The organism is Zavarzinella formosa DSM 19928, from assembly GCF_000255705.1.
In the GTDB taxonomy this organism is placed as follows: domain Bacteria; phylum Planctomycetota; class Planctomycetia; order Gemmatales; family Gemmataceae; genus Zavarzinella; species Zavarzinella formosa.
In genome coordinates, this window is record NZ_AIAB01000584.1 from 1 (window position 1) to 591 (window position 591).

Sequence of the window (591 nt, forward strand, 5' to 3'; positions counted from 1 at the left end):
CAAGGGAAGCCTTGAGGCTTCCCATCAACTCCCCCATTTCTGTTGCCGCTGCCTCCCGTTGTCCGGGCGGTGCCAGGCAAATCTTCAGGAACGAATAGAGGTGCATGCGCGTGACTTGATTCGCCACCCCGTCCCGCCAGATCAATTCCTTCGCCTCCTCCGTCGTGACCGGATGGCCGGAGGAGGTCAGGATCACGGACAGCAGTTTCGCCGTCTCGTGGGATGGCATGCCGTTCACCACGCGGACGGCGACGCTGCCGACATATTCCCTCATGACAAGCTCCACGGCCTCGATCAGGGCGAACGTGCCGAGCAGTTGGTACTCTTTCCCCGCCAGCGGCAGGATGTAATGCGGGCGGGCCATGTCGAACGTCATGCGGGCCTCGCCAGGGACACGGCGGCGACGGTCAGGCCGGTGGTTGCGTCAATCGTGAGGACCACCTGGCCGGAGTTGTTGTTGAAGCGGTTCGGCGGCATCAGTCCGACGACGCACTCCCCTCCGTTCGTGCCCGAGCCGGGGATGGTGATGGTCTCGGTGGTGTCGGCCGAGCTGATCGTGCCGAAGCCGGGCACGGTCGTGGCAACACCCGT

1 protein-coding gene and 1 pseudogene are annotated in these 591 nt (G+C 64.3%); both read right to left on the bottom strand.

The genetic code is table 11. The features are described 5' to 3' along the window. A partial coding sequence (locus BGIM_RS0100855; protein ID WP_029629617.1) for a hypothetical protein occupies nucleotides 1-376 on the bottom strand: 376 nt, incomplete at its 3' end. Further along, nucleotides 373-591, bottom strand: a pseudogene (locus tag BGIM_RS0100860) (hypothetical protein); the annotation flags it as partial. The pseudogene BGIM_RS0100860 and the gene BGIM_RS0100855, both read right to left, overlap by 4 nt.